At 56.8% G+C, this 20,679-nt stretch carries 15 protein-coding genes; 9 read left to right on the top strand and 6 right to left on the bottom strand.

Annotation, left to right across the window (positions count from 1 at the left end; translation table 11 throughout):
* The first annotated feature begins 395 nt into the window (after positions 1–395).
* On the top strand, positions 396–893 hold the full coding sequence (gene spy, locus AAZT04_RS23070; RefSeq protein WP_262033668.1) for an ATP-independent periplasmic protein-refolding chaperone Spy: 498 nt from the start codon (positions 396–398) through the stop codon (positions 891–893).
* A gap of 28 nt (positions 894–921) precedes the next feature.
* Here the strand turns inward: spy and AAZT04_RS23065 are convergent, their stop codons facing one another.
* Entirely contained in the window at positions 922–1,299 is a 378-nt protein-coding gene (locus tag AAZT04_RS23065; RefSeq protein WP_197821656.1) for a Tm-1-like ATP-binding domain-containing protein, read from the bottom strand.
* Between the two features lie 452 nt (positions 1,300–1,751).
* On the opposite strand from AAZT04_RS23065, the gene AAZT04_RS23060 reads away from it, so the two are divergent.
* The 3 genes from AAZT04_RS23060 (at position 1,752) to AAZT04_RS23050 (ending at position 9,255) form a co-directional block, all read left to right on the top strand.
* On the top strand, positions 1,752–4,766 hold the full coding sequence (locus AAZT04_RS23060) for an autotransporter outer membrane beta-barrel domain-containing protein (RefSeq protein ID WP_401527878.1): 3,015 nt from the start codon (positions 1,752–1,754) through the stop codon (positions 4,764–4,766).
* 69 nt (positions 4,767–4,835) lie between these two features.
* Positions 4,836–7,937: an autotransporter outer membrane beta-barrel domain-containing protein gene (locus AAZT04_RS23055; RefSeq protein ID WP_434681921.1), complete on the top strand. Its 3,102-nt coding sequence runs from the start codon at positions 4,836–4,838 to the stop codon at positions 7,935–7,937.
* 466 nt (positions 7,938–8,403) lie between these two features.
* Positions 8,404–9,255 carry a helix-turn-helix domain-containing protein gene (locus AAZT04_RS23050; protein ID WP_044554851.1) on the top strand — a complete coding sequence of 284 codons (852 nt, stop codon included), beginning with the start codon at positions 8,404–8,406 and terminating at the stop codon, positions 9,253–9,255.
* On the opposite strand, the gene AAZT04_RS23045 is transcribed toward AAZT04_RS23050, so the two are convergent.
* The 4 genes from AAZT04_RS23045 to AAZT04_RS23030 all read right to left on the bottom strand — a co-directional run bounded on the left by AAZT04_RS23045 (position 9,245) and on the right by AAZT04_RS23030 (position 14,004).
* Complete coding sequence (locus AAZT04_RS23045; protein WP_434681919.1) at positions 9,245–11,029, bottom strand: ATP-binding response regulator; 1,785 nt, start codon at positions 11,027–11,029, stop codon at positions 9,245–9,247. The genes AAZT04_RS23050 and AAZT04_RS23045 overlap by 11 nt on opposite strands.
* Positions 11,026–11,520: a molybdopterin-dependent oxidoreductase gene (locus AAZT04_RS23040; RefSeq protein WP_020837458.1), complete on the bottom strand. Its 495-nt coding sequence runs from the start codon at positions 11,518–11,520 to the stop codon at positions 11,026–11,028. The genes AAZT04_RS23045 and AAZT04_RS23040 overlap by 4 nt, the downstream gene beginning before the upstream one ends.
* Before the next feature lie 159 nt (positions 11,521–11,679).
* Positions 11,680–13,032 (bottom strand): glutathione-disulfide reductase, encoded by a 1,353-nt coding sequence (gorA, locus tag AAZT04_RS23035; protein WP_046374911.1) that lies wholly within the window; start codon positions 13,030–13,032, stop codon positions 11,680–11,682.
* 129 nt (positions 13,033–13,161) lie between these two features.
* Positions 13,162–14,004 (bottom strand): 23S rRNA (adenine(2030)-N(6))-methyltransferase RlmJ, encoded by an 843-nt coding sequence (locus AAZT04_RS23030; RefSeq protein ID WP_020837454.1) that lies wholly within the window; start codon positions 14,002–14,004, stop codon positions 13,162–13,164.
* Between the two features lie 135 nt (positions 14,005–14,139).
* Here AAZT04_RS23030 and AAZT04_RS23025 point away from each other — a divergent pair, with 135 nt between their 5' ends.
* Positions 14,140–14,547: an ASCH domain-containing protein gene (locus tag AAZT04_RS23025; protein WP_020837453.1), complete on the top strand. Its 408-nt coding sequence runs from the start codon at positions 14,140–14,142 to the stop codon at positions 14,545–14,547.
* Here the strand turns inward: AAZT04_RS23025 and AAZT04_RS23020 are convergent.
* Entirely contained in the window at positions 14,539–15,456 is a 918-nt protein-coding gene (locus tag AAZT04_RS23020; RefSeq protein WP_041415740.1) for a LysR family transcriptional regulator, read from the bottom strand. The genes AAZT04_RS23025 and AAZT04_RS23020 overlap by 9 nt on opposite strands.
* 109 nt (positions 15,457–15,565) lie before the next feature.
* Between AAZT04_RS23020 and AAZT04_RS23015 the strand changes: the two genes are divergently transcribed.
* The 4 genes from AAZT04_RS23015 (at position 15,566) to rsmJ (ending at position 20,485) form a co-directional block, all read left to right on the top strand.
* Positions 15,566–17,008: an amidase gene (locus AAZT04_RS23015; protein ID WP_262033475.1), complete on the top strand. Its 1,443-nt coding sequence runs from the start codon at positions 15,566–15,568 to the stop codon at positions 17,006–17,008.
* Between the two features lie 85 nt (positions 17,009–17,093).
* A complete protein-coding gene (locus tag AAZT04_RS23010) occupies positions 17,094–17,555 on the top strand; it encodes an HIT family protein (RefSeq protein WP_046374935.1) in 462 nt (153 codons plus the stop codon).
* A gap of 120 nt (positions 17,556–17,675) precedes the next feature.
* Complete coding sequence (prlC, locus tag AAZT04_RS23005; RefSeq protein WP_046374936.1) at positions 17,676–19,718, top strand: oligopeptidase A; 2,043 nt, start codon at positions 17,676–17,678, stop codon at positions 19,716–19,718.
* A gap of 8 nt (positions 19,719–19,726) precedes the next feature.
* Positions 19,727–20,485, top strand: a complete 759-nt coding sequence (gene rsmJ, locus AAZT04_RS23000) for a 16S rRNA (guanine(1516)-N(2))-methyltransferase RsmJ (protein ID WP_128865301.1) — start codon at positions 19,727–19,729, stop codon at positions 20,483–20,485.
* The last annotated feature ends 194 nt before the right edge of the window (positions 20,486–20,679 follow it).

The following is a 20,679-nucleotide window of genomic DNA, read 5'->3' as shown; positions in this document are numbered from 1 at the left end:
CTCACTGGGGGTGGATACAATCTTAAGTGTAAGTGAGAACCTGCGCTTTCGAGAGATTCGTACGATTGCTGCTTTCGATGCCGTCGTCATCTTGTTGCAGGACGGTTGCAGTGGATAAGCCTAAATTATAATAAAGACGGGCTTTGACAGGAATAACCCCATCGGGGGGAAAGCAAAATCAGGTGATCGTCAGGCCAGGGGAAACCAAAATTTCCAGATAATAAACAACATCTCCATAATTCATTCATTATTGTCGAATAAACCTGTTTCGGGCTTTAATAAATTTACACACCATCGCATTACTATATGTTTATCGGCCTATTATTATCTCCGACGAAAGATGAGCCTGTTCACGTACAGCGCTCCTGATGAAGAATAATTTTAAGGAAATGATCATGCGTAAACTGACCGCTTTATTTGTCGCTTCTACTCTGGCTCTGGGTTCTGCTTCCATGGCTTTCGCTGCAGATACGACAGCGGCACCTGCGACGACAGATGCCACTCCGATGAAAATGATGCACCACAAGGGCGAGGGTAAAGGCGGGCCATTCGCCGGTCTGAGCCTGACTGAACAGCAGCGCCAACAAATGCGCGATATCATGAAAGAGTCGCATCAGAAACGCGGTGCGGGCATGAAAGAGGAGCGTCAGGCCTTGCATAGCCTGGTCGCCTCCGACAGCTTCGATGAAGCCAAAGCGAAAGCCCAAATTGACGCCATCAGCAAAACTCAGTCCGAGCATATGCTGGAGCGCGCCAAAGCTGAAAATAAAATGTACAACCTGCTGACCCCAGAGCAGAAAAAACAATACAATGAGAATTATCAGAAACGCGAACAGAAAATGATGGACCACATGAATAACATGAAGTCGAAAATGACGACTGAACAGAAATAATTTCATGCGGTAAGTAAAAAGGGCCAGATTAATTCTCTGGCCCTTTTTTTGGATTAAAGAACCTTTCCGTTGATAAGGCCCGTGGAAGAAACTCATTCGGCACGCCAGTAACCGAGCGGAATTGTTCGATCACGATCTGGGCAAAACGCGGGTCATTAATATGATAAGCGGTTTTTACCAACACATCTTTTGCTGGTGGGCCGCACAGTGGCTCCCGAAACGGCTGCCGCGGCGCGTCCAATGTGGGTACACCGCAAGCCGGGATCATGAAGCGCACTTCGCCTGTGCAGGCATTTATTACTGGCGAAAGCCATTTTTCCGCAAGGTGAAGAAGATGCGATGAACAGCAAAAAACCGTTAGCATGATAATCCAATTTTCAATGGTCTGCTCCGTGTAAACCAGCATATTTCACTGAGTGAATATTGATAATTCTTATAATTAAAAGAAATAATAAACGCATTTTATGCTTTTTTTTAATGGTCGACGGAGGCGAGTTTGTCGGCTTTTGTTATTTGATTTATTTCTATTTATCATTTAATTAGCTTTTCATCTCGCCAAGATGGGCTCATTCTTCTCGCCCGTTTTCGGTCATTCAAAATCCTTATGTCTTTCCTTCCTTTTTTCTAACAATGACGTTCCCCCGTTAGGCGTTTGCCTTATTGACCCATAAGGCGCGCTTGAGATTGTTGTGCTTTATTTATTTGGTGTTACGAAACTGTTACACAAAAAACCAATAAAACATTTGCAAACAACAATGGACGGTATCTGGGATGGAAAATAAACGTAGAGGAGTCAAGCCTGTTCAGGCGGCCTTCGGCTGGCCTGAAATTGGCGTTAGCCGCGCCCAGTGGAGCGCGATGCTTTTTTGCCTGGCAACCATCGGTGGGGCGCAGGCTGCGCCCTATGTAGAGAGCGGAAAGCAGGGCGATCCCGCCAGTTGGCGCAGTAAGGAATTTAATGCCGAATGGGGCCTGGGGGCCATCCACGCCGATCAGGCCTACGCCGCCGGTTATACCGGAAAAGGCGTTAAGCTCGGTATTTTCGATCAGCCGGTATATGCCAAACACCCGGAGTTCGGCAGTCAGGACAAAGTGATCAACCTGGTCACGACGGGGATTCGCGAATATACCGACCCCTATATCCCGGTGAAGAAAGGCGATGCATTTCGCTATGACGGCACGCCAAGCGTGGATTCCGACGGCACTCTCGGCTCGCACGGGACCCACGTAGGCGGCATCGCCGCCGGTAACCGCGACGGCGGCGAGATGCACGGTGTGGCGTTTAACGCGCAAATCATCAGTGCGGAGAACGGGGATCCGGGGCCGGAAGACGGCATCATTCTCGGCAACGATGGCGCGGTATATCAGGCAGGTTGGAACGCATTGATCGCCAGCGGTGCACGCATCATCAACAACAGCTGGGGTATCGGCATTACCGAGAAATTTGATCAGGGTGGCAAGGATCCAGCCTATCCGCATTTCACCCTTGCCGACGCGCAGAAACAGTTCGACCAAATCAAACAGATCCTCGGTACTAAAGCCGGTGGTGCTTATCAGGGGGCGATCGATGCGGCGCGCAGCGGCATTGTCACCATCTTTGCCGCCGGTAACGATTACAACCTGAATAACCCGGACGCGATGGCCGGTTTGGCCTATTTCGTGCCGGAGATCGCGCCGAATTGGCTGTCGGTCGCCAGCCTGCAGGATCCGAATAACACCGGTGATTACAGCATCAGCAGCTTCTCCTCCCGCTGTGGCTATACCGCCAGCTTCTGTGTTTCCGCTCCGGGCAGCAAGGTGTACAGCTCGATTATCGAAGGCAACAGCGTAGATAACCTGACCACCGGCTATGCCAAATACAGCGGAACCTCAATGGCCGCACCGCACGTGGCAGGCAGCATTGCAGTGCTGATGGAACGCTTCCCCTATATGACCGGCGCACAGGTGGCTTCGGTGTTGAAGACCACCACGGTTGATATGGGCGCGCCGGGCATCGATGCGCTTTACGGCTGGGGGATGATTGATTTGGGCAAAGCGATCCACGGCCCGGGGATGTTTGTCACCGAACAGGATATCCCGGAGGAGTTCCGCGTGAGCGGTGCCTACGGCCCGGAGCAATTTGTGGTGAATCTGCCAGGCATCGGTGCAGTACTGGACAAAGGCAAACCTACCGAGCGTGTGTGTGACGATATTCATTGCGGGTTGGATGTCTGGAGCAACGATATTTCCGGCCATGGCGGCCTGACCAAATTGGGCATCGGCACACTGGTGCTGACCGGCAATAACCGCTACGCAGGGCCAACCCTGGTCAATCAAGGCCTGCTGGCGGTAAATGGTTCGGTGACTTCGGACGTGACGGTGCAAAGCGCCGGCGTGCTGGGCGGTTCCGGTACGCTAGGGTCGTTAACTGCCCGTAGCGGCGGTACCGTGGCGCCGGGCAATTCGATCGGCACGCTGAACGTGACTCGTGACGTCAGCTTCGAACCAGGCTCCCGTTACGCGGTGGAAGTGGCAGCGAACGGCCAGAGCGATCGGATCCAAAGTAACGGATCGGCAACGATCGGCGGCGGTGAGGTGGCGGTGTTGCAAGAAAAAAACGTCAATCTGCTTTCGCAGGGCAACGCAGGCAGTCTGATCGGCCGGCAGTTCAACATTCTCACCGCCCAGCAGGGTATCAGTGGGCAGTTTACCTCCACATCTACCTTCTCTCCCTTCCTGGGGGCCGAACTGACCTACCAGCCGAATCAGGTAACGCTCAACGTCGGCCGTAATGACACCAGTTTCGCCAGCGTGGCAGCAACGCAGAACGAGCGGGCGGTGGCGGCAGCGGCAGATGCGCTGGCGGCGGGTAATCCGGTGTTTGAAAGCATCCTCAACGCCGGTTCGACGGGGGAAGCGCGGCAGGCGTTCCGCCAGCTGTCGGGGCAGATCCACGCGGATATCGCTTCGGCACAGGTCAACGACAGCCGCTACCTGCGCGACGCGCTGAACGGCCGTTTGCGTCAGGCGGAAGGGCTGGCGACCTCGCCGGACATCAAGGCTGACGATGACGGTGGCGCCTGGGCGCAGCTGTTGGGGGCCTGGGACCACGCGTCGGGCGATGCCAACGCCACGGGCTATCAGGCATCCACCTACGGCGTGCTGGTGGGGCTGGACTCGGCGCTGGTGGACGAATGGCGGTTAGGGGTCGCGACCGGTTATACCCGCACCTCGCTGGACGGCGGTTATGGCTCGAATGCTGACAGCGACAACTACCACCTGGCGGTGTACGGCGGCAAACAGTTTGGTGAACTGGCGCTGCGTGCCGGTGGGGGTTACACCTGGCACCGTTTCGATACCTCACGCTCGGTGAACTACGGCATGCAGTCAGATCGCGAAACCGCGAAGTACAGTGCGCGCACCGAGCAGGTGTTCGCCGAAGCGGGATACAGCATAAAAGCGGCCTGGGTGAATCTGGAGCCGTTTGCCAACCTGGCGTACATCAACTTCCAGAACAACGGCATCGCGGAAGATGGTGGGGCAGCGGCGCTGCACGGTGACAAACAACACACCGACGCGACGGTCTCGACGCTGGGGCTGCGTGCGGACACCGAGTGGCAGGCGAGCAAAACCACTGCGGTGGCGCTGCGCAGCGAGCTGGGTTGGCAGCATCAGTACGGCGATCTGGATCGCGGTACCGGGCTGAAGTTCAACGGCGGCAGCTCACCGTTCGTGGTGAACAGCGTGTCGGCGTCGCGTGACGGTGCGGTGCTGAAAGCCAGTGCGGAAGTGGCGGTGAACAAGAATGCCACGCTGTCGCTGGGCTACGGCGGGCTGCTGTCGCAAAACTACCAGGACAACAGCGTTAACGCCGGTTTTACCTGGCATTTCTGATCTTAAAAAACAAACGCAACAACCGTCCCGCTGGGGCGGTTTTTACCAAAAACAACAAGGGATAAGGGAATGAAGCAATCTGCAGGAAACAACAAACCGGCATTGGCGCCGACATGGAAACTGAACGCCCTGTTATGCGCGTTGTTGGCCGCCGGTGGTGCACAGGCCGCGACCTATACCGAAGGGGGGAAGAGCGGCGATCCGGCCAGTTGGCGCAGCAATGAATTCAATGCTAACTGGGGGTTGGGGGCTATCCATGCCGACGAGGCTTACGCGGCAGGTTATACCGGCAAAGGGCAAAAGGTGGGGATCTTCGATACCCCGGTGAACCAGCATCCGGAATTTGCCGGTGACGGCAAGCTGACTAACGTTGTCACCGAAGGCTATCGCGCCTATACCGATCCGCATCGTGAGGGGATTAAGGCCGGCGATCGTTTTTACTTTGACGGTACTTTCCATTTTTACAGTGGTTCACAGGGGCAGTTAAGTAACCACGGCGTCCACGTTGCCGGTATCAGCGGTGCCAACCGTGACGGCACCGGCATGCACGGCGTCGCCTTTGATTCGCAAATCATCAGCGTCGATAACGACAATGACGGCCCGGCCTACGGTGAGTTCCTCGGGCTGGATGGCAGCGTGACCAACGCGGGCTGGCAGGCGATGATCAACAACGGCGTGCGGGTGATCAACAACAGTTGGGGCGTCAGCATTCCGGATTTTCTTTCGGATAATGGCAAGAAACCCGATGCGCTGCATTTCGAGCTGAAGGACGTGCAGGAACAGTTTGATCAGGTGAAACCCTTGCTGGGCAGCCTGGCGGGGGCGGGTTATCAGGGGGCTATCGATGCGGCACGTAAAAATATTCTGGTGCTGTTCGCCGCCGGTAACGACGGTAACTACAACCAACCGGATGTGATCAGCGGCCTGGCCTATTTTGTGCCGGATATTGCGCCTAACTGGCTGTCGGTTGCCAGCGTCGCGCAGGATGACGCCTCCACCAACAGCGTGCTTTATACCATCAGCAGCTTCTCTTCGCGTTGCGGCTATACCGCCAGCTTCTGCGTCTCCTCGCCGGGCAGTAAAATCTACAGCACCGTAGCCAACGGTTCAGATCCGAACCAGTTGGTCTCCGACTATGGCAATAAAAACGGTACCTCAATGGCGACGCCGCACGTGACCGGCGCAGTCGCCGTATTGCTGCAGCGTTTCCCATACATGACGTCGGCGCAAATTGCCGATGTGCTTAAAACGACCGCGACCGATATGGGGGCTCCGGGCATCGATGCCTTGTATGGCTGGGGGATGATCAATCTGGGCAAGGCGATTAACGGTCCGGGCATGTTCTATACCGTCGATGATATCCCCGAGGAGTTTCGTATTCCGGACCCGACGGGCGTGGCTTACGGCTCGTCGCAATTTGTCGCCAACATTCCTGGCATGGGGGCAATCATCGATGAGGGTACGTTGCATGCCAGAGTCTGCGATGACTACCACTGCTCGCTTGAAGTGTATTCCAACGATATTTCCGGCCATGGCGGCCTGACCAAAGAGGGCCAGGGGGCGTTGGTACTGACCGGTAACAACACCTACTCCGGCCCGACGTGGGTCAATACCGGCCTGCTGGCGGTAAATGGTTCGGTGACTTCGGACGTGACGGTACAAAGCGCCGGCGTGCTGGGCGGTTCCGGTACGCTAGGGTCGTTAACTGCCCGCAGCGGCGGTACCGTGGCGCCGGGCAATTCGATCGGCACGCTGAACGTGACTCGTGACGTCAGCTTCGAACCAGGCTCCCGTTACGCGGTGGAAGTGGCACCGAACGGCCAGAGCGATCGGATCCAAAGTAACGGATCGGCGACGATCGGCGGCGGTGAGGTGACGGTATCGCTGGAAAACAGCAGCAACCTGCTGTCGCAAAACGAGGTTCGCAGCCTGCTGGGTCAGCAGTACAACATTCTGACCGCCCAGCAGGGTATCCGTGGGCAGTTTGACTCTGTGGCGCCGAACTACCTGTTCCTGGGCACCGGCCTGACCTATCAGCCAAATCAGGTAACGCTCAACGTCGGCCGTAATGACACCAGTTTCGCCAGCGTGGCGGCAACGCAGAACGAGCGGGCAGTGGCGGCGGCGGCAGATGCGCTGGCGGCGGGCAATCCGGTGTTTGAAAGCATCCTCAACGCCGGTTCGGCGGGGGAAGCGCGGCAGGCGTTCCGCCAGCTGTCGGGGCAGATCCACGCGGATATCGCTTCGGCACAGGTCAACGACAGCCGCTACCTGCGCGACGCGCTGAACGGCCGTTTGCGTCAGGCGGAAGGGCTGGCGACCTCGCCGGACATCAAGGCTGACGATGACGGTGGCGCCTGGGCGCAGCTGTTGGGGGCCTGGGACCACGCGTCGGGTGATGCCAATGCCACGGGCTATCAGGCATCCACCTACGGCGTGCTGGTGGGGCTGGACTCTGCGCTGGCGGACGAATGGCGGTTAGGGGTCGCGACCGGTTATACCCGCACTTCGCTGGACGGCGGTTATGGCTCGAATGCTGACAGCGACAACTACCACCTGGCGGTGTACGGCGGCAAACAGTTCGGTGAACTGGCTCTGCGTGCCGGTGGGGGTTACACCTGGCACCGTTTCGATACCTCACGCTCGGTGAACTACGGCATGCAGTCAGATCGCGAAACCGCGAAGTACAGTGCGCGCACCGAGCAGGTGTTCGCCGAAGCGGGATACAGCATAAAAGCGGCCTGGGTGAATCTGGAGCCGTTCGCCAACCTGGCGTACATCAACTTCCAGAACAACGGCATCGCGGAAGACGGTGGGGCGGCGGCGCTGCACGGTGACAAGCAACACACCGACGCGACGGTCTCGACGCTGGGGCTGCGTGCGGACACCGAGTGGCAGGCGAGCAAAACCACTGCGGTGGCGCTGCGCAGCGAGCTGGGTTGGCAGCATCAGTACGGCGATCTGGATCGCGGTACCGGGCTGAAGTTCAACGGCGGCAGCTCACCGTTCGCGGTGAACAGCGTGTCGGCGTCGCGTGACGGTGCGGTGCTGAAAGCCAGTGCGGAAGTGGCGGTGAACAAGAACGCCACGCTGTCGCTGGGCTACGGCGGGCTGCTGTCGCAAAACTACCAGGACAACAGCGTCAACGCCGGTTTTATCTGGAAGTTCTGATCCAACACATTTCATTTTCGGGATTTAAACCCACAGGGCCAGCTTGCTGGCCCTATTTTTTTGCATGGTTTCCCCGCAGGCGGCGGTGTGGAGCGGCAGGGTTAAGGTAAAAATAAGGCAAGAAAAAACCGAGACCCTTGCGGATCTCGGTTCAAATGCGGGTAAAACAGATTAGCGCTACGGCTCAAGTTTCGGTGAGGGTCTGTTGCATACATTCTCTCAGTACAGCAACCGAAATGAGCTTTCCCTGGTGTTATTGTGATTATTGGTGATGCGATTTCACTATTGTTATATTTTTATTGTGGTGTTGCTGTGTGTCTCTTCTGATACCATGTTTGACTATATAATGTGGTATGTCAAGCAATGTTTAGATAATACATTGTACCATATACCAGTTTTAGATCGCTTTTTTGCACGGCAAGTATGAAAACGACTGAAAAAACAGCAAAAAAAATCGAAGGAAAAAATGGATAACAATCATCAGAAATTCGATTCACAGTCGATTGCAAACCGGGTCAGGGAACTGTTTGTACATTATGGGATTGGTAAGCGGCAGCATGCCAAGGAGCTCAGCCGTATTCTGGATCTGAGTTTTTCGCATGCGCATCGCAAGCTGAAAGGGCAAAGTCCCTGGACTCTGGAGCAGATTAACGACGTCGCGGCGGCATTAGGGGAAACGCCGGCTGCGATCGTAGATACCGGTGCTGAACATGACGTCTCCGCGCAAACTATTGCACGTGATGCCATCTTTTACGTGGGCGGGGTGGAATTAGCCTGCGTCGGTTATATCGGCCATGAGCTGATTGGCGGGCGGACTGCGGAATATGTCGCACTGCAGCAGGCTGGGCAATGGGGCATTTATCGCGCGGATGATGCACCGCAAGGGCAACGCTATTGTGTGGAACTGATAGAGGTTCGCCCCGCAGCCGTCGAAGACGAGCGTTTGAGCATTGCGGTGCTCGATGATTCGCATCTGGCGGCCGATGAGTTGACCAAATACCTAAACGGGCGCGGTTTCCATGCCGTGGCATTTTACGACGTCAGCAGCTTTTGTCAGGCACTGCAGCAAAGTCTGTTCGATGGTTACGTGGTCGACTGGTTGATCGGTCAGGAAACGGCAGATCGCTGTATTGAAACCATCCGCGCGTCGGATAACCCTGACGCGCCGGTTTTAGTGCTTACCGGTCAGTTGGGTACCGACCAGCGGGAGTCTGAAATCGCCAGGGCGATGCGTGACTATGATGTGCTGGGCCCTTATGAAAAACCCGTGCGGCTCCACGTTATCGAAGCCGCACTGTTGCGGTGCTTCAACCTTTAGCAGCGAGCAGTGAAGCCAGTGCGGATGACAAGGCGTCCAGCCGAACCGGTTTCATTAAATAGTTGTCGAACAGCGCCCGCTGTTCGACAGACAGTTGCTCAGGGGTGTAAGCGCTGATGCCGATAATCGGGATATGGCGGTTGGGGCCACGTTGGTCACGCAGTTTTTTAGCCAGTGCGGCCCCATTGATTCCCGGCATTTGCAGATCCAGCAGCAACGCGTCGTAAGGACGCCGTAGCAGTTTTTGCAGCGCTCTTTCAGACGAGTTGCACAGCTCATGCTGATAGCCGAGCTTGTCCAGCAGCGCCGAGAAGGCGTCACTCACCGATTTATTGTCATCGACGACCAAGATATGCTGCTGTTTCTGCGGCAAACTTTGCTGGTGGAGCGGTGTTTCACCCAACTCCTCCTCGTTACTGACTTCTACCGGAATGCTGACGATAAAGGTGCTGCCTTTTTTGATCTCGCTGTAGACGGTAATGGTGCCGTTGAGCAGCGTCACCAGCCCGTGCACAATCGCCAACCCCATGCCGACGCCGCCATACTGGCGGGTATGTGATTGATCAAGCTGGGTGAAGGGCCGGAATATCTGATCCAGCATTCCCTTTTCGATACCAATCCCGGTGTCGGTGACCTCAATAATCAGCGAACTGCCGGTAGCCTGGCTGCGCAAGCAACTATGCAGCGTGATGGTGCCGCTTTCGGTATATTTGAACGCATTGGTCAGCAGATTGACGATAATTTGCCGGATGCGCAGCGGATCGGAATGTATCTGCAGATGGCCGCATTCCACTTCACACAGCAAAGTGACCTGATCTTTCTGGCGCAGCGTTTTGATTTCATTCGCCGTTTCTTCAACCAGCCGCTGGGCATCGAAGGGAGCGATACGCAGTTCCATCATACCGCTGTCGAGATGGGCGTAATCGGTCAGGTCTTTCATCTGACTTTCAATTTGCTGTGCGGCGGTTTCCAGCCTTTGGAAAGTGTCCGCGTGCTCGGCCGATACCTGGGTATTCACCAGCACATCAATGGCGGACATGATGCTCTGTAGCGAGGTGCGTAGCTCGTGACCGATGGCGCCCAGAAAGGCATTTTTGGTGCGGGTGGCTTTTTCCGCCTCAATCGCCTTGGCCTGCTGGCGGATAGTCAGGCGCTGCTGACGCAGCACAATCAGCGTGATGGCGATCAGCGCGATCACTGAAAACATCACGATCACCAGACCATAGAAAATGATGTGTCGTTTCTCGATATAGTCTTCGTAGGCCGCGGTGCGCTGCTTCACTTCGGCATGATCGGTCAGGTTAGCCATCTCAATCGCATAGGGCTTGATTTGCTTCATCGCCTGCGAAATCAGAGAGAAATCAATTTTCGGGCTGTTCAGCAAATTATCAATCTGATCCATTTTCTCGCGCATGTGCGTGACCACTTCGGGATAACCCGGTTCGGCATACAGCGGCTGGGTGGATTCGGAGACCGTTTCCAGCACGTAAAAACGCGAATAAAGGATTTCAAATTTGAGCCGAAGGTCTTCGCTATCCACCTGCGGTGCGTTTTTCAACTGTTCGACCAGCGTGTCGAATTCCGCCAGCTTGATCGAGAATTTGGCGATCGACCAGGAGTAATTTTCCTGCGTGCCGGCGATAGCATACAACCCTTTTTTCGACAGGGTCGCGCTGTAGTAATACAGCGTCACCGTAGAGGCAACCAGAAACAGTGCGGCAAAGATAGCCGGGATCGCCAGCCTGCTGCCGCTTTTAAACCCTGTGAGCTTCATTTGATTACGATCCTGTCCACTTGCCAGATGAAGCGCGAGTTGTAGAGCGGAGAATTTAACTCAGGCCCGGCGGCATCCCTCGGGTAAACCAAAAACAGCGGGCCGAAGTTTCTGATCTTCAGCATGACGCCGTCCATTTTGTAAGCCAAAATCATGTTGTATTTTTCGACATCGGACAGCGGCACGTCGATGTAATAATCGTTCAGCGCATAAAATGTCAGCGTGCTGCCTTTGGCGCCGACGCGCGCCAAAATGTCCGCCACGCCAATCCCCTCGAACTTTCTTTGCGGCGTCCAGGAGGTAGAGGTGGTGATGCTGCGCACCGGCATTGCCAACAGTTGTTTATCGGTAAACAGATAGCTTTTCTTTACCGGATCGGTGGTGTTTTCGATGTTTCCCGCGACTTCCAGGGTGAAACTTAGCGCGCTGGTTTGAAGGATGGCCAGCGCAAAAAATGCCCACAGCGTGTTTTTAAACAGATTGAACAGCATCAATGTTCTCCAGAGTCGCGGATGCTTGCATGAGCCTTGCCCATATATCAGGCAAAATAATGGCAGAAAATAGAGGGTGGTGTCGAAGTAAAGGGTAAAGAGGACCAAAAGAAAAGGCCAGGGGGTTAACCTGGCCTGAGTTTTAGCGGGTGCCCATGCTTAGCGCATGGTCACAAACTCTTCTGCGGCGGTCGGGTGGATCGCCACGGTGTTGTCGAAGTCTTTCTTGGTCGCACCCATTTTAATGGCTACGGCAAAGCCCTGCAGGATCTCGTCCATGCCGAAACCGATGCCGTGCAGGCCGACGATTTTCTCTTCTTTACCCACGCAGACCAGCTTCATGCGGCACGGTTGACGGTGCTGCGTCACGGCGCTGTACATGGCGGTGAAGGAAGATTTGTACACTTTCACGTTGTCCGCACCGAATTTCTCAATCGCTTCCGGTTCGGTCAGGCCAATGGTGCCGATCGGCGGGTGGCTGAACACCACGGTGGCGATGTTGCTGTAATCCAGGTGCTCTTCCGGCTTGTTGTTGAACAGGCGTTCGGACAGGCGACGGCCTGCGGCTACGGCAACCGGAGTCAGTTCGACGGCGCCGGTGTTGTCGCCTACGGCGTAAATCCCTTTTACGTTGGTGTTTTGGTATTTATCGACGTCGATGTAGCCTTTTTCGTTGGTTTTCACCCCGGTAACGGCCAGGTTCAGGTTATCGGTTGCCGGTTCGCGGCCAATCGCCCACACCAGGCTGTCGACGGTGAATTCCTTGCCGTTTTCCAACTGCAACGTCAGGCTGCCGTCGGCGTTTTTGACGATGGCTTTTGGCACGGATTCCGTGTGCAGGCTTGGCCCTTCGGTGTTCATCACTTCCACCAGGGTCTCGACAACCATCGGGTCGAAAGTCCGCAGTGGCGCGTGTTTACGCACGAACAGGTGGGTTTCAGCCCCCAGCGCGTTCAGCACGCCAGCGATTTCTACAGCGATATAACCAGCACCCACCACCGCAACGCGTTTTGGCATGGCGTCCAGATCGAAGAAACCGTCTGAATCGATGCCGTATTCTGCACCCGGAATGTCAGGGTGGCTTGGACGGCCGCCGGTGGCGATCAGGATATGGTCGGCAGTGATTTTTTCACCGTTCACTTCCACCGTGTGGGCGTCGACAAAGCGCGCGAAGCCTTTGATCACGTCGACTTTGTTTTTACCCAGCACGTTGTCGTAGGAATTATGAATGCGGTCGATATAAGCGGTGCGGTTGGCGACCAGCTTCTTCCAGTCAAACGCGTTGACGGTGGTATCGAAACCGTAATCCGGGCCGTACAGGTGGATGGCCTCGGCGATTTGTGCCGCATGCCACATAACTTTTTTCGGTACACAACCCACGTTTACGCAGGTGCCGCCCAGTTCTTTGGCTTCAATCAGTGCGCATTTCTGGCCGTACATGGCTGCCCGGTTGATCGATGCGATGCCGCCGCTGCCGCCGCCAATTGCTAGATAATCGTAATGTTTGGTCATCTGGGATTTCCATGAATTGTGTGAATCGAAGAGCGTAAGAGTTTAACGCCTGATGCAGGTTTGTCGCAAAGATTGCGTCAATGGCTGTGATAGGTGGGGTAAAGGCGCGGCAGGCCGCGCCCCGGAAGCTTATTCCGGCACTACCCAGTTCACCAAATGGTGGCCATTACCTGATGGCACCAGGGTTTTGTGCAGCCATGGCAGCACGTTTTTCATCTGTTGTTCCAGCTTCCACGGCGGGTTAATCACAATCATGCCTGAGGCGGTCATGCCGCGTTGGTCGCTGTCGGGTCTTACCGCCAGTTCGATCTGCAGAATATTGCGGATGCCGGTGGCTTCCAGGTCTTTCAGCATGCGCTTGATTTGCTGGCGCATCACCACCGGGTACCACAGCGCGTAGGTGCCGGTGGCAAAGCGCTTGTAGCCTTCCTGCAGGCCTTTTACCACGTCCTGGTAATCGGTTTTCATTTCGTACGGCGGGTCCATCAGGATCAGCCCGCGGCGCGACAGCGGCGGCAGTTGGGATTTCAACTGCTGGTAGCCATCGGCGCGTTGCACCTTGGCACGCTCGTCCTTCTGGAACTCACTGCGCAGCAACGGGAAGTCGCTCGGGTGCAGTTCGGTCAGGTGAATTTTATCCTGCGGACGCAGCAGCTGACGGGCAATCAGTGGCGAGCCAGGGTAGTAACGCAGCCTTTCGGTGCGGTTAAAGTTGTGCACTACGCTCATGTAGGCTGCCAGCTCTTGCGGCAGGTCATCACGTTGCCACAGCAGACCGATGCCTTCCAGGTATTCCCCGGTGCGCTCGGCGTGTTCACCGCTCAGCTGATAGCGACCTGCGCCGGAGTGGGTATCCAGGTACAGGAACGGCTTCTCTTTTTCTTTCAGCGATTCGATGATCAGGCTTTGAACGGTGTGCTTAAGCACGTCGGCGTGGTTGCCGGCGTGGAAACTGTGGCGGTAACTTAACATGGCTTGTGGTAATTCCTTGTGCTCCCGACGGAGCCTGCTGAACAGAATAAAGGCTTATATTCTGCACAGTATAAACTGTCTGGGCGGGAAAAAGTGAAATGCGTGACCTCAGCCCTTCAATCAAGGAGAAAGGCGATGACTAAAGCGGCCATTTTGGCTAAATACCCTGGCGCGTCTCGCTGGGCGTTCGGCGACAGCCCCATGCTGGCGGACGAGCTGTTGCAACGGGTGCTTGAGGGGCAAAAAACCGCCACCTGCTGTTCTTATCTTGCATATCGGCAAGAGCAAGAGCCGATGCTCGGGGATTACAACGTCGTGCTTGACGGCCGCGGCGAACCGGCCTGCGTCATCAGGATCCTGTCATTGAAGCTGATTCGCTATTGCGACGTTACGGCCGAGATGGCGGCACAGGAAGGTGAGGGGGATAAGAGCCTGGCGTTCTGGCGGCAGGGGCACCAGGATTTTTTTACGCGTGAAGGCACGTTCTCGCCCCAGATGTGGCTGGTGTTTCAACAGTTTGAGCTGGTTGACGTTTTACAGTGATGTCGACGGGGCCTCCAGGGCGTTGACCACCTGCTCACGCAACCAGCCATGGGCCGGATCCAGGTGCGAGCGTTCATGCCACACCATTACCATGTCATAGCCGGGTATTGCCAAGGGGGCCGGCCAGGTGCGCAGGTCGCCAAGCAGTTCGCCCAGCATGCGTGAAGGCAGCATCGCGACCATATCGGATCTCGCCAGCAGTGCGGGGATGAACAGGAAGTGCGGCAGCGACATCACTACACGCCGCGCTAATCCCTGCGCTTCCAACAGCGTGTCAATCAGGGTGCGAAAACCGCCGCCGTCTTGCGAAACCATCACGAACTCCAACTGACAAAACTGCTCCAGCGAAGGGGGGCTTTGCAACAACGGATGGTCACGGCGGCCTACCAGCAGATACTCCTCGCGAAACAACTGCCGGTGGCGCAGCTCGGCGGGGGCTTCTTCCCGGGACAAAAAACCGAGGTCGATCACGCCATCCGCCAGATCGCGACTCATGTGTTTCGGCGATGCTTCGCGGATCGCCAGGCGGGATTGGGGTGCTGCCTGCCGCAGTTTGGGCAGCATCGGCAGCAGGATGGCATATTCGGCGGCGTCGGCGGCGGCCAGTTGCCAGGTCATTTCGGCCAGCAGCGGATCAAAGGGGTGTTCCGGCGCCAGCAGGCGGCCGAGGTCGGCCAGCGTCTGGCGCAGAGGCGTCAACAGGCTTAGCGCGCGCGCCGTGGGCAACATCCCTCGTGGGCCGGGCAGCAGCAGGGGATCATGGTAAATCTCGCGCAGTTTGGCCAGTTGAATGCTGACCGACGGCTGGCTCAGATTGAGGCGTGCCGCCGCCCGCGTCACGTTGCGTTCGCTGAGCAGCGCTTCCAGCGTGACCAGCAAGTTGAGATCGACCCTCTTTAAATTGTTGATAACTATTCCTCGTATTAAATCTATCAATTTCAACTATAGCGCCAATCCTCCTACCGTGGAACGGACGTCGGAAAAGCCGGCGAAACCATAACGGATGAAGGAAGAGACGATGAAACTGAGCGAGTACGTTAGCTACGACGCGCTGGGGTTGGCAGCATTGGTACAGGCGGGTGAAGTCAGTGCGCAAGAGCTGCAGCAAACGGCGAGGGCTGCGGTTGAGGCGGTAAACCCGGCGATCAACGCGGTGGTGGAGCATTGGCCACAACCTCAGTGGGAGAGGCGCGGCCCGCTGTCAGGCGTTCCCTTTCTGATCAAGGATATCGCCATCAGCATGGCCGGCAAGCGTCTTGAATTGGGGAGCCGGTTGGCGCAGGGGCAGATTGCCACGGAAGACAGTTATCTGATGCGCAATATCCATCGCGCGGGGCTGGTGACCTTTGGCCGAACCACCACGCCGGAGATGGCGTTCAGCACCACCACCGAAGCGGTGCTTTACGGTGCTACGCGCAATCCATGGAACCTTGATTTCAGCGCGGGCGGTTCCAGCGGCGGTGCTGGTGCGGCGGTTGCTGCCGGGGTCGTGCCTATGGCGCATGCCACTGATGCTGCAGGTTCTATTCGCGTGCCTGCTTCGTCCAATGGGTTGTTCGGCCTTAAACCGACGCGCGGCCGGGTATCACATGGCCCGGCGATGGATGAAGTGTTCAACGGCTTCGGCGTTCAATTGGGGCTGAGTCGCACGGTACGCGACAGTGCCGCTTTACTGGATGCGCTACAACATCCCCATCCCGGCGAACCTTATTACACGGCACCGCAGCCAGAAAGCTGGCTGTCACAGGTCACCCGCGAGCCTGGTCGGTTGCGTATTGGCATGATGACTCAGGCGTGGAATGGCGGGAAAACTGCACCGCAAATCGTTCAGGCCACCAACGACACCGCAGTGCTGCTGAGCGAGCTGGGCCATCAGGTCACTGAGGCGGAGATGCCGATCGGCGTCAGCTGGCAGGAACTGGTATTCGCCAATGCGCAGATCTGGTGCGCCAATCTGGTCGGTTGGGTTGAGGGGTTGAGCCAAACCACCGGACGCGCGATTTCAACTGACATGCTAGAGCCGGAAACGCTGGCCTGTTACCACTACGGGTTGGCCGCCAGGGCGGTGGATATGGTTGCGGCGCTTGAGGTGCGTAACCGGGTGACTCGTGCCGTGGTCACCTATTTCCAGCAGTACGATCTGTTGTTGACCCCGACCATACCTGACTTGCCCTGGCGCATTGGTCGCTACGGTACCGGAACGGCGGATATGAGTGGCCTGGAGTGGACCGCGCATTTATTTGATCATTCACCGTTCACGCCGGTGTTTAATGTGGCAGGCGTGCCGGCGATGTCGGTGCCGCTGGCGCATGATGCGCAGCATAATCTGCCGATAGGCATGCAATTTGTTGCCGGTTTTGGCCGCGAAGATCAACTGCTGCGGTTGGCAGGGCAGCTTGAACGGGCAGCGCCCTGGCATCAACGGCGTCCGGCTGTTTGGGTGGGAAATGCAGGGGAATAGCAGTCAAAAGGCAAAATATCCGCTATGTTGCTGAAAGGCTTTTTGCGGCGGGCTCTTGGCTCGCCGTCCCATTCAGGAGGAGACGATGAGCTGCATCTTTTGCGAAATGGTGGCGGGCAGAGTGCCGTGCCATAAAATTTGGGAAGACGAGAGTCATATGGCGTTCCTTTCCATTTATCCGAATACCGAGGGTTTCAGCGTAGTGATCCCCAAGGCGCACTATGAGAGCTATGCCTTTGCGTTGCCGGACGAGGTACTCAGCGAGCTGATGTTGGCGACCAAGCGGGTAGCGCAGTTGCTCGACCGGGCGTTTGACGACGTGGGCCGCTGCGGCATGGTGTTCGAAGGTTTTGGCGTCGACCATGTGCATGCCAAGCTGATCCCGATGCACGGTACCGCTGCGCTGGAACAGTGGCAGCCTATCGAATCGACCTCGGCGAAATTCTTCGACCGCTATGAGGGTTACCTTTCGTCCCACGACGCGGCGCGCGCTGACGACGAGCATCTGGCCGTGCTGGCCGCGAAGATCCGTCAGAGTGCGGTTTAAGGCACTATCTATCAACGCCGGGCCATTGATTTTCCTGCCGCTTGGCACCATGTTAGATATTCATACGCATTTTAAGGCCTGCCCGTCGTGGCGGGCCCCAACGCTAATCAGGACTGCCCTATGACAAATCCGTTGCTGACTCCGTTTTCCCTGCCGCCGTTTTCCGCCATTCGCCCAGAAGATATCGTGCCTGCGGTTCAATCCGCCTTGGACGACTGTCGCGCTGCGGTAGAGCGCGTTGTCGCGCAGCCGGGGCCATTTACCTGGGATAACCTGTGTCAGCCGCTGGCGGAGTCTGACGATCGCCTGTCGCGCATCTGGTCGCCGGTCGGCCATCTGAACTCGGTGAAAAACAGCCCGGAACTGCGAGCCGCCTATGAGCAGGCGCTGCCGTTGCTGTCTGAGTACGGTACCTGGGTAGGGCAACACGAAGGGCTATACCAGGCTTACCGTAGCCTGAAAGAAGGCGAAGCCTTCAATCAACTGACAGTGCCGCAGCGCAAGTCGGTAGAAAACGCGCTGCGTGATTTCGAACTGTCGGGCATTGGCCTGTCGCCGGAAAAACAGCGTCGTTATGGCGAGATTGTCGCTCGCCTTTCCGAACTGGGTTCCACTTACAGCAATAACGTGCTCGACGCCACCATGGGCTGGAGCAAGTTGATCACCGATCAAGCCGAACTGAGCGGCCTGCCGGAAAGCGCCCTGGCTCAGGCTCAGGCGATGGCGCAGGCCAAAGAGCAGGAAGGCTGGTTGCTGACGCTGGATATGCCAAGCTATCTGCCGGTGCTGACCTATGGCGATAACCGCGCGCTGCGTGAAGAAATGTATCGTGCTTTCGCTACCCGCGCCTCCGATCAGGGGCCAAATGCCGGCAAATGGGACAACAGTGAAGTGATGGCGGAAACGCTGGCGTTGCGTCACGAATTGGCCCAGTTGCTGGGCTTTGACAGCTATGCCGACAAGTCGCTGGCGACCAAAATGGCGGAAAACCCGGAGCAGGTACTGGGTTTCCTGAGTGATTTGGCCAAACGCGCCCGTCCGCAGGCCGAGCAGGAACTGGCGCAGCTGCGTGCCTTTGCCAAACAGCATTACGGTGTGGATGAGCTGGAAGCCTGGGACATCACCTATTACGGCGAAAAACAAAAACAGCACCTGTTCTCGATCAGCGACGAGCAACTGCGCCCCTACTTCCCGGAACAACGTGTGGTACAAGGCCTGTTCGAAGTGGTGAAACGCATTTATGGCATCACTGCCAAAGAGCGTAAGGATGTGGATACCTGGCATCCAGAAGTGCGCTTCTTTGATCTGTTCGACGCTAACGGTGAGCTGCGCGGCAGCTTCTACCTCGACCTGTATGCCCGCGAAAACAAGCGCGGCGGGGCCTGGATGGATGACTGTGTCGGTAGCCTGCGCAAGGCCAACGGCGAGCTGCAAAAACCGGTTGCCTATCTGACCTGTAACTTCAACCGTCCGCTGGGCGACAAGCCGGCGCTGTTCACCCATAACGAAGTGACCACGCTGTTCCACGAGTTCGGCCACGGTCTGCATCATATGCTGACCCAAATCGACACCGCCGGTGTTTCCGGTATTAGCGGTGTGCCATGGGATGCGGTCGAACTGCCGAGCCAGTTTATGGAAAACTGGTGCTGGGAGCCGGAAGCGCTGGCGTTTATCTCCGGCCATTATCAAAGCGGTGAGCCGCTGCCGAAGGAGATGTTGGACAAGTTGCTGGCCGCCAAAAACTACCAGGCTGCGCTGTTCATCCTGCGTCAGTTGGAGTTTGGCCTGTTCGACTTCCGCATGCACGCCGAATACAGCCCTGAGAAAGGTGCGCAGATCCTGCCAACGTTGGCAGAAGTGAAAAAAATGGTGGCGGTTGTGCCTTCTCCAAGCTGGGGCCGTTTCCCGCACGCTTTCAGCCACATCTTTGCCGGTGGTTACGCGGCGGGTTACTACAGCTACCTGTGGGCAGAAGTGTTGTCGGCAGATGCCTATTCGCGCTTTGAAGAAGAGGGGATTTTCAACGCCGAAACCGGTAAATCCTTCCTCGACAACATCCTGTCGCGTGGCGGTTCCGAAGAGCCGATGGAACTGTTCAAACGCTTCCGTGGCCGTGAGCCGCAGCTGGATGCTATGCTGCGCCATTATGGCATTAAAGGATAACCCCACCGGTGAGCGTGTGTTTATTGTGTGAAGAAGGCGCCGATCCCGGCGCCTTGTCTATTCTGGCGGAACGCTGGCAGTTGGTTTCGGACGACGACGCGACGATGGCGCTGGTGCTGACGCCGCAACGTCTGGAGTTGCGTAAGCGTGACGAACCCAAGCTGGGGGCGATCTACGTCGATTTCATCTCCGGCACTATGGCGCACCGACGCCGCTTTGGCGGCGGGCGTGGCGAAGCGGTGGCGAAAGCGGTCGGCATCAAGGGAAGCTATCGGCCAAACGTGGTGGATGCTACGGCAGGGCTGGGGCGCGATGCCTTTGTGCTGGCCTCGCTGGGCTGCCGGGTGAGGATGCTGGAGCGTAATCCGGTGGTGGCTGCCTTGCTGGACGATGGACTGCAACGCGGCTATCAGGATGCGGAAATCGGCCCATGGCTGCGCGAGCGCATGACTCTGCTGCACGCCTCCAGTCTGACGGCGTTAGCCGAGCTCGACTCACCCCCCGAGGTGGTGTATCTGGATCCCATGTACCCGCACAAGCAGAAAAGCGCGCTGGTGAAGAAAGAGATGCGGGTGTTCCAGTCGCTGGTGGGCAGCGACGACGATGCCGATGGTCTGCTGGAGCCGGCACGCCGTCTGGCGACCAAGCGCGTGGTGGTTAAACGGCCGGATTATGCTCCACCATTGGCTAACGTGCCCGCGCATGCGGCCTCGACCACCAAAAGTCACCGTTTCGATATTTATATGCCCTATCCCCTTCATACTTGACGCTGTATTTGTGTTGGCTGCATTACTCGGCCCGTCCATGGGCCTCGCCCCTTAACGGGGCCAACGCAAACGTTGTTCAAATCTGTTCCCGACAGATTTGTTGTGCGCCCCAGTCACTTACTTGAGTAAGCTCCTGGGGACTGACAAACTTGCCGCCTTGATCCAACGCCAATTATTTAGGGCATAGAGGGCGA

Origin of the sequence: Serratia sp. Je.1.23.a, assembly GCF_051129805.1 — a bacterium.
GTDB lineage: Bacteria > Pseudomonadota > Gammaproteobacteria > Enterobacterales > Enterobacteriaceae > Serratia > Serratia liquefaciens.
Note: the sequence above shows the minus strand (reverse complement) of the source record. Positions and strands in the feature narration are given on the sequence as shown.